Genomic DNA, 9,747 nt, shown 5'->3' on the forward strand with positions numbered 1-9,747 from the left:
TGACCGCGGCGATCCCGGTGCGTATCGCGCTCTTCGCCGTCGGCGACACGGAGCACGTGCTGGTCCTGGTCATGCATCACATCAGCGGAGACGGATTCTCCCTCGGCCCGCTGACCCGGGATGTCATGGTCGCCTACACCGAACGGGCGGCCGGACGGCTGCCCGCCTGGGCACCGCTGCCGGTGCAGTACGCCGACTTCGCGCTGTGGCAGCGCGAGGTGCTCGGTGTCGAGGACGATCCCGACTCGCAGGTCTCGGCCCAGCTCGACTACTGGCGGACCGCGCTCGCCGGTCTGTCCGACGAGCTCGAGCTGCCCATGGACCGTCCGCGGCCGGCGATGCCGTCCATGGCCGGTGCCTACCACGCGTTCACGCTCGATCCGGAACTGCATCGCGGACTCGCCGACCTGGCCCGCGCGCGCAACACCTCGATGTTCATGGTGCTGCACGCGACGCTCGCAGCGCTGCTCGCCCGGCTTACCGGGAGCCGCGACATCGCGGTGGGCACCGGTGTCGCGGGGCGCGGCGAGCCCGAGCTCGACGACCTGATCGGCATGTTCGTCAACACGCTCGTGTTGCGCACGGACGTCGATCCTGCCGGTGGATTCGGAGAACTCGTCGATCGCGCCCGCGAGACGGACCTGTCGGCGTTCGCGAACTCCGATGTGCCGTTCGAACGGCTCGTCGAGGTGCTCGATCCGGCGCGGTCGTCGGGACGTCACCCGTTCTTCCAGGTGATGCTGTCGCTTCAGAACTTTCAGCCGATCTCCTTCGAGTTGCCGGGCCTGAACATCAGTGGCCTCGACACCGGAGAGGTAGCGGCGAAGTTCGATCTGATGCTGACCCTGGAAGGCCGGTACGACGACGCCGGAGACCCGGCGGAGATGGTGGCCGGTTTCACGTACGCGACCGACCTCTTCGACGCAGCCACCGTCGAACGGTTCGCGGAGCGATTCGTCCGAATCGTCGAGGCGGTGGTGGCGGATCCCACCGTCACCGTTGGAGACATCGACATCCTCGGCGTGACCGAACGCGCTCGTCTGCAGGGCGGCGGCGGTGGCGAAGCGGAGGCCGAACCGGCCGTGGTTGCCCGCAGCCTTGTCTCGGTGCTCATGTCCACCGTCGAGTCCGACCCGGAGGCTCCCGCAGTGGCGGACGGTGAGGATGCGTTGTCGTACGCCGAACTGGACGCTCGGTCGTCGCGCCTTGCCCGGTATCTCATCGGTCGTGGACTCGGCGCCGGTAGCCGGATCGGGGTGCGGTTGCCTCGATCCGCCGAGCGGGTCGTCGCGGCGTGGGCGGTCCTGAAGGCCGGGGCGGCGGCGGTGTTCCTCGACACTGTCGACGCCGAGGTCGACGCCACTCTCACCGTCGCCGCGGCCGATGCCGGCTCCGGTGCGATCGTCCTCGACGACATGGACACGGCCGCGACGGTCGCGGCGCTTGCTGCGACTCCGGTGACGTACGCAGATCTGGTTCGTCCGATTCGAGGCGCGGATCCCGCTTTCGTGATCGGCGCGGGCACCGGAGAGGAACGGGTGCTCGGGCACGCGGCCGCGGCAGAGGCCGCAACACGACTCGCGGATCGTTTCGGGGTCGACTACGACGCGCGGACCCATCTGCACGGTCCCGCGAATTCGGAGGCGGCAGCGCTCGAGCTGCTGGTGGCCGCCGCGTCCGGGGCCGCGGTCGTCACGCCGCGGAGCGCCGCGGCCTCGTTCGAGGACGAACTCGACGAGCAGTGGGTGACCCACCTGTTCGTCGGTGCGCAGGGTGCGCCCGGCTTCGGCGACGGGATACCCGAGGACCTCGCCGCGGTGATCTTCGTGGACGCGCATCCCGTCGAGGGTTACGCAGATCTGCTCGATGGCGGTGGCGACGGCCCCGAGGTGTTCACCGATGCCACCGCATTCGATCGGACGGATGCGACGGTGTCCGGCGGGTCCGGCACGCTCCCCGAGGCGTGACCCAGGGGGCGCGGCGGTCCGGCCACCGGACCGCCGCGAGGTTCCGATCGTGTAACGAAATGCTCTTCAACGGGGGTATAGAGTTGATCCTTCGTGCACGCATCAGCCGGATGTGGCGCCGAAGGGCGGTTTGTACCATGGAGCCGGTTATTGGGTCAATAGACGAGAGGGCCCCGAGTCGCGCTGCGATCGAGGTCCTCGAGTCCTGGGCGTGAGGGGTTGTAACGAATGACGGCTGATGAGACCGGTGCCAAGGCTGCAGGGGGCGCGCGCCGCAGGTCCGGTTCCAGCAGGGTCGCTCGTCGTCCTCGCCGCACGCGCTTGCTCACCTTGCCGCAGATGCTCGCCGCCGCCGTCGAGATCGACCCCTCGGCCCCGGCGGTGGTCCTCGGGGATCGCAAGCTGACCTACGCCGAACTCGACGAGCAGTCCTCTCGCCTCGCCCGCGTGCTCATCGCTCGCGGGGTGCGACCCGAGACATTCGTCGCGCTCGGTCTGACGCGTTCGATCGAGTCGGTCCTTGCATGGTGGGCCGTCGCCAAGACGGGGGCGGCCTTCGTTCCGGTGGACCCGACCTACCCCGCCGACCGGATCGAGCACATGGTCTCCGATTCGGGGTCGCGCGTCGGTCTCACCGTCACCCAGCACCTCGACCACCTGCCGAGCTCCGTCGACTGGCTGGTGCTCGACGGTGACGACCTCGCCGCCGAATCCGCGGCGGTCTCGGGCGCGCCGGTGACCTATGCGGACCGGATCGGGTCGCTGTCCGTGGACAACACCGCGTATGTGATCTACACCTCCGGGTCCACCGGGCTGCCGAAGGGTGTCGTCGTCACGCACGGCGGCCTGTCGAACCTGTCGGCCGAACAACGCGACCGGTTCAAGATCGACTCGTCTTCGCGCACCATGCATTTCGCATCTCCGAGCTTCGACGCCTCCATACTCGAACTGCTCCTCGCGATCGGAGCCGGCGCGACGATGGTGATCGTGCCGCCGACGATCTACGGTGGCGACGAGCTGGCCGACCTGCTGCGGCGCGAGGGCGTCACCCATGCCTTCATCACCCCGGCAGCGCTGGCCTCGATGGATCCTGCGGGACTGGACTCGCTGCGTGCGGTGATGGTGGGCGGCGAGGCCTACACCACCGATCTCGTGGCCAAGTGGGCCGGCGACCGGGATTTCTTCAATGTGTACGGGCCGACCGAGGCGACCGTCGTCGCGACGAGCAGCGACCCGCTCGAAGTGGGTGGGCCGATGCCGATCGGTGTCGCCGTGCGCGGCGTCTCGGCGCACATCCTCGACGGCCGCCTCAATCCGGCTCCGATGGGTGTCTCCGGAGAACTGTATCTGTCGGGGCCCGGCGTGGCCCGTGGGTACCACCGGCAGCTCGGTCTGACCGCCGAGCGGTTCGTCGCGAGCCCTTTCGCGGGGGAGAGCGGCGGTGAACCGGCCGCGCGCATGTACCGGACCGGTGACGTCGTGCGGTGGGTCGAGGGACCGGCCGGGCCGGTCATCGAGTATGTCGGCCGCAGTGACTTCCAGGTGAAGGTCCGCGGCTTCCGCATCGAACTCGGCGAGATCGACGCCGCGCTCGCCGCGCACGGATCCGTCGAATTCGCGTCGACCATCGGACATACCTCCGCGACCGGAGTGACGTCGCTGGTGTCGTACGTCCTGCCCGCCGCCGGCGCCACTGTCGATGCGGACGTTCTCAAGGAATTCGTGGGCCGGTCGCTGCCGACACACATGGTGCCGGCCGTGGTGATGGCCCTCGACGAGATCCCGCTCACCGGAAACGGCAAGCTCGACCGAAATGCCTTGCCGGAGCCGGTATTCGAGGCGAAGAAGTTCCGCGCTCCGTCGAACCCGGTCGAGGAGACCGTCGCATCGGTGTTCGCCGACCTGCTCGGTGTCGAACGGGTCGGCGTCGACGACGACTTCTTCGAACTCGGCGGCAACTCGCTGATCGGCACGCAGGCGGTGGCCCGACTCGGTGCGGCCTTCGACACACAGGTTCCGGTGCGAGAACTGTTCGAGGCCTCCACCGTGGCGGCCTTCGCCGCGCGTCTGGAATCGCACGCCGGCGGCGACGGGCGCGCCCCGCTCGTGCCGCAGGAACGCGGCGCGCTCGTCCCGCTGTCGCTCGCGCAGCAGCGGATGTGGTTCCTCAACCGGTTCGACACGGCCTCGACGGTGAACAACATCCCGCTGGCGATCCGGCTGACCGGCGCCCTCGACATCGCGGCGCTGCAAGCCGCGATCGCGGACGTCGTCGACCGGCACGAGATCCTGCGGACCCTGTACCCGGAGCAGGATGGTACCGGCCACCAGGTGATCCTTCCGACGGCGGAGGTCGCCCCGGACCTGGACCCCGTCCCCTCGACGGAGGAAGGCATCCTCGCCGACGTGATCGACTTCGTCGACCGCGGTTTCGATGTCGCGTCCGAGGTGCCGGTGCGCATTCGCCTGTTCGCCGTCGGCGACGTCGAGCACGTGCTCGTTCTCGTCCTCCACCACATCAGTGCGGACGGCTCGTCGATGGCGCCGCTGACCCGCGATGTCGTCACCGCCTATGCGGCTCGCAGCGTCGGCGCGGCACCGGCCTGGGAACCACTGGCCGTGCAGTACGCCGACTTCACGCTGTGGCAGCGCCGGGTCCTCGGTGCCGAGGACGACCCGGGCTCGCTGATCGCCCGGCAGCTCGACTACTGGAAGACGACGCTCGCCGGGCTGCCCGACGAACTCGTCCTGCCGACCGACCGTCCGCGCCCACAGACGGCGTCGAACGCCGGTGCGATGTACCGCTTCCCGATCGATGCCGATCTCGTCTCCCGTCTCGAATCGGTCGCGAACTCCCAGCACGGAACCTTGTTCATGGTCGTGCACAGTGCGCTCGCCGTCTTGCTGGCCCGGCTGTCCGGAACCGACGACATCGCGATCGGCACACCCGTGGCCGGACGCGGTGAGCAGGCCCTCGACGACCTGGTCGGCATGTTCGTCAACACGCTGGTGCTGCGTACCCGGGTCGCGCCGGAGACGAGCTTCACCGAGCTCGTCGCCCAGGCCCGCGAGACCGACCTCGGTGCGTTCGGGCATGCCGACCTGCCGTTCGAGCGGCTCGTCGAGGTGCTCAACCCCGCGAGGTCGCAGTCACGTCATCCGCTGTTCCAGGTCGCGCTGTTCTTCCAGAACCTCGAAGAAGCCCATCTCGATCTCGCGGGCCTACGGGTGGAGGGCCTCGACGCGGGCGTGAATACCGCGCGCTTCGATCTGCAGTTGACCCTCGCGGCCGATCCCGACAGCGCCGGCATGGTCGGCATGCTCACCTACGCCACCGCGTTGTTCGACGAATCGTCGGTGGTGGCCATCTCGCAGCGCCTGCTCCGTGTCCTCGACGCGGTGTCGACGGATCCGGCGGTGATCGTCGGAGACCTCGAGATCCTCGACGCCGACGAGCGCCTCGCCCTGCTCGACACGTGTAACCGCACCGGCCATGTCGTCGCGGACGACCTGCTGCTCGACGGCTTCGACGCGCAGGCCGCGCGTACCCCGAATGCGCCCGCACTCGTGTACGAGGGGCGACGTCTCACCTATGCCGAGTTCGATGCCGACGTCAATCGCCTTGCGCGGCATCTGATCACGCTGGGGGTCGGCCCGGAGTCCCGGGTTGCCCTGGCGATGCGCCGATCGATCGAACTCGTCGTCGGCATGTATGCGGTTCTCCGTGCCGGCGGCGCTTACGTACCCGTCGATCCCGATCACCCCGCATCGCGCACCGAGTACATCCTCGACGCCGCGGACCCGGTGTGCGTGCTGACCACCGAACGCGATGCCGTGGTACTGCCCGCGCGGATGCCGATGCTGCATCTCGACACCCTCGACCTCGCGGATGTGCCCGCCGCCGCGATCCGTCCGGACGAGCGGTTCGGGGACACCCGGCCCGACAACACCGCGTATGTCATCTTCACCTCGGGCTCCACCGGCCGGCCCAAGGGTGTCGCCGTGTCACACGGCGCGATCGCGAACCAGATGGCCTGGATGCAGGGCGAGTACCGGCTCACCGAGGACGACGTCTACCTGCAGAAGACCGCCACCACGTTCGACGTGTCGCTGTGGGGCTTCTTCATGCCGCTGCGCGTCGGCGCCACTCTCGTCGTCGCGACGCCCGACGGTCACCGGGACGCCGACTACGTCACCCGCACGATCCGCGAGCACGCGGTCACCATCACCGACTTCGTGCCGTCGATGCTCGCGGTGTTCGTCTCCTATGCGGATCCCCAGGCCCTCGTGTCGCTGCGCGACGTGTTCGTGATCGGCGAGGCACTGCCGGCACAGACGGCGCACGCGTTCGCGTCCGTCTCGTCCGCCGGCCTGCACAACCTCTACGGCCCGACCGAGGCCGCCGTGTCGATCACCTATCGGCAGGCGGCGCTCGAGGACACCGGATCGGTGCCGATCGGGGTGCCGCAGTGGAACTCGAAGGTCTACGTGCTCGACGCACGGCTGCGCCCGGTCCCGATGGGCGTCGCGGGTGAGCTGTATCTGTCGGGCGCGCAGTTGGCGCGCGGGTACCACGGCCGGGTCGACCTGACGAGCGATCGGTTCGTCGCCGACCCCTTCGCGCCCTCCGAACGCATGTACCGCACCGGCGACCTGGTGCGGTGGATCGAATCCCCCACCGGGGCACCGGAACTGGTGTACATCGGCCGTACCGACTTCCAGGTGAAGTTCCGCGGCCAGCGGATCGAACTCGGCGAGATCGAGACCGCGCTGCTCGCCGACCCCACCGTCATGTCCGCATCGGTGCAGGTCGTGGACACCCCCACGGGCGACCAGCTCGTCGCGTACCTGGTTCCCGAGGCGGGAGCCGACATCGACAGCGACAGCCTTCTCGGCGGGCTCGGCAAGAGCCTGCCGACGTACATGGTGCCCGCGACCATCGTGGTGCTCGACACGTTCCCGCTCAACGCGTCCGGGAAACTGGACCGCAAGGCGTTGCCGGCTCCGGTGTTCGCCGCGCGGGAGTTCCGTGCGCCGACCACCCTGGTCGAGGAGATCGTGGCCGGAGTGTTCGGTGAGGTGCTCGGGCTCGATCGGGTGGGTCTCGACGACGACTTCTTCGCGCTCGGCGGCAATTCACTGATCGCGACGCAGGTCGCGGCGCGACTCGGCGCCGCCCTCGAAGCCCGCGTTCCGGTCCGTGAACTGTTCGAATCGTCCTCCGTGGAGGCGCTCGCCGCCCGGCTCGAATCGCACGTCGGTGCCGGTGGCCGTGCTGCGCTCACGGCGCAGGTGCGCCCCGAGCGGATTCCGTTGTCGCTGGCACAGTCCCGTATGTGGTTCCTGAACCGGTTCGATCCGGAATCCACCGCCTACAACCTGCCGACCGCGCTGCGGATCCGCGGCGCGCTGGATACGGAGGCGCTGCGAGCGGCGGTCGCCGATGTGGTGGCACGGCACGAGTCGCTGCGCACCGTCTACCCGGAGACCGTCGACGGGCCGGTGCAGGTGATCCTGCCCGCCGGACGGGCCGCCGTCGCCATGGACGTCGTCGCGGTCGACGATACACAGGTCGCCGACGCGATCGCCCGATTCGTGGGGCAACCGTTCGATGTGACCGGCGAGATCCCCTTGCGCGCACAGGTGTTCGAGATCGGTGCCGAGGACTTCGTGATCGTCACCGTCGTCCACCACATCTCCGCCGACGGTTCGTCCGGTAGACCGTTCGTGCGCGACCTCATCACCGCGTACACGGCCAGGATCGGCGGCCAGGTGCCGTCGTGGGAACCGCTGCCGGTGCAGTACGCGGATTACGCGTTGTGGCAGCGGTCGGTGCTCGGATCCGAGGACGACCCGTCCTCGCTGATCTCACAGCAGATCGGGCACTGGTCCGGTGCCCTGGCGGGTCTGCCGGATCAGCTGGAGTTGCCGACCGATCGTCCGCGTCCGGCGGTGCAGTCGGTGGCGGGTGCGCGGGTGGATGTGGTGGTGCCGGCGGAGTTGCACGGGCGGTTGGTGCAGTTGGCGCGGGCGCACAATGCGACGTTGTTCATGGTGGTGCATGCGGCGTTGTCGGTGTTGCTGGCGCGGTTGTCGGGTACCGCGGATGTGGCGGTGGGTACGCCGATCGCGGGGCGTGGTGAGCGTGAGCTCGACGATTTGATCGGCATGTTCGTCAATACGTTGGTGTTGCGGGCGGATGTGCGGTCGGGTGGGTCGTTCGAGGAGTTGCTGGGGTCGGTGCGGGAGTCGGATCTGCAGGTGTTCGCGCATGCGGATGTGCCGTTCGAGCGGTTGGTGGAGGTGCTCAATCCGGCGCGGTCGACGGCGCGACATCCGCTGTTCCAGGTCGGGCTGTCCTTCCAGAACCTCGCCCAGAGCACACTCGAACTGCCGTCGGTCACCGTCGAGGGCATCGACCTCGCGGGAGACACCTCCCAGTTCGATCTGCACTGGATCGTGCAGGACACCTACGACGAGGCCGGGGTTCCTGCGGGGATCGGCGGGTTCGTGACGTACGCGACGGCGTTGTTCGACGAGTCGACGGTGGCCGGGTTCGTCGAGCGGTTCGTGCGGCTGCTCGAGGAGGTGGGGGCGGCGCCGTCGCGTCCGGTCGGGGATCTGGAGATTCTCGGTGCGGGGGAGCGGTCGCGGATTCTGGAGTCGTTCAACGACACTGCGCGTGAGGTGGATTCGTCGGCGACGTTGGTGTCGTTGTTCGAGGCGCAGGTCGCCGCGACGCCGGATGCGCCGGCACTCGAATTCGGGGAACGCACCTGGACGTACCGGCAGATCGACGCGTGGGCCGGGGCGACCGCCCGGCAGCTGGTCGGCCTCGGCGTCGGTCCCGAGACCCGGGTGGCGCTCGGGATGCGCCGGTCGCCGGAACTGGTGATCGGCATGATCGCGGTCGCGAAGGCCGGTGGCGTGTACGTGCCGGTGGATCCGGACCAGCCTGCGGAGCGCACGGATTACATTCTGGACACCGCCGATCCGGTGTGTGTGCTGACCACGCGCGGCGACGGCTTCGAGGCCGCGGGTGAACGCGCCGTCCTGTTCGTCGACGACTGTGTACCGCAGGACGATTCGACGGCGGGTTACCCGCTGCACGTGGCGTCCCCGGCACCGGAGCACACGGCGTATGTGATCTTCACGTCGGGTTCGACGGGTCGTCCGAAGGGTGTGGCGGTGCCGCATCGGGCGATTGCGAATCAGTTGGTGTGGAAGGTCGCGGCGTTCGGGTTGGGGCCCGATGATGCGGTGTTGCTCAAGACTGCGGCGACGTTCGATCTGTCGGTGTGGGAGTTCTGGTCGTCGTTGGTGTCCGGTGGCCGGTTGGTGGTGGCGGAGCCGGAGGGTCATCGGGATCCGGCGTATCTGGTGGGGTTGATGCGGTCGGCGTCGGTGTCGACGTTGCATGTGGTGCCGTCGATGCTCGAGGCGTTGCTGGTGGAGGCATCGGTGTCGGGGTCGGGTGTGCTGGCGCCGTCGTTGCGTCGGGTGTTGGCGATCGGTGAGGCGTTGCCGGGGTCGGTGGCGCAGCGGTTCCGGTCGGCGAATCCTGGTGTGGGGCTGTTCAATTTGTATGGTCCGACCGAGGCTGCGGTGTCGGTGACCTGGCATGAGGTCGTCGATGGGGATGTGGCGGGTGTACCGATCGGTGTGCCGGAGTGGAATGTGTCGGCGTTTGTGCTCGATGAGCGTTTGCGTCCGGTGCCGGTGGGTGTTGCGGGTGAGTTGTATCTGTCGGGTGTGCAGTTGGCGCGGGGGTATTTCGGTC

The 9,747-nt window shown here is 68.6% G+C and carries 2 protein-coding genes; both read left to right on the top strand.

Features of this window, described 5'->3' with window-relative positions; all coding sequences use genetic code 11:
* Positions 1 to 1,967: condensation domain-containing protein (locus Q8814_RS21585; protein ID WP_330154034.1), on the top strand; the 1,967-nt coding region annotated here is incomplete at its 5' end.
* Between the two features lie 330 nt (positions 1,968 to 2,297).
* On the top strand, positions 2,298 to 9,747 hold a 7,450-nt coding region (locus Q8814_RS21590), incomplete at its 3' end, for an amino acid adenylation domain-containing protein (RefSeq protein ID WP_456239116.1).

This window comes from Rhodococcus chondri (assembly GCF_036327435.1).
GTDB lineage: Bacteria > Actinomycetota > Actinomycetes > Mycobacteriales > Mycobacteriaceae > Rhodococcus > Rhodococcus chondri.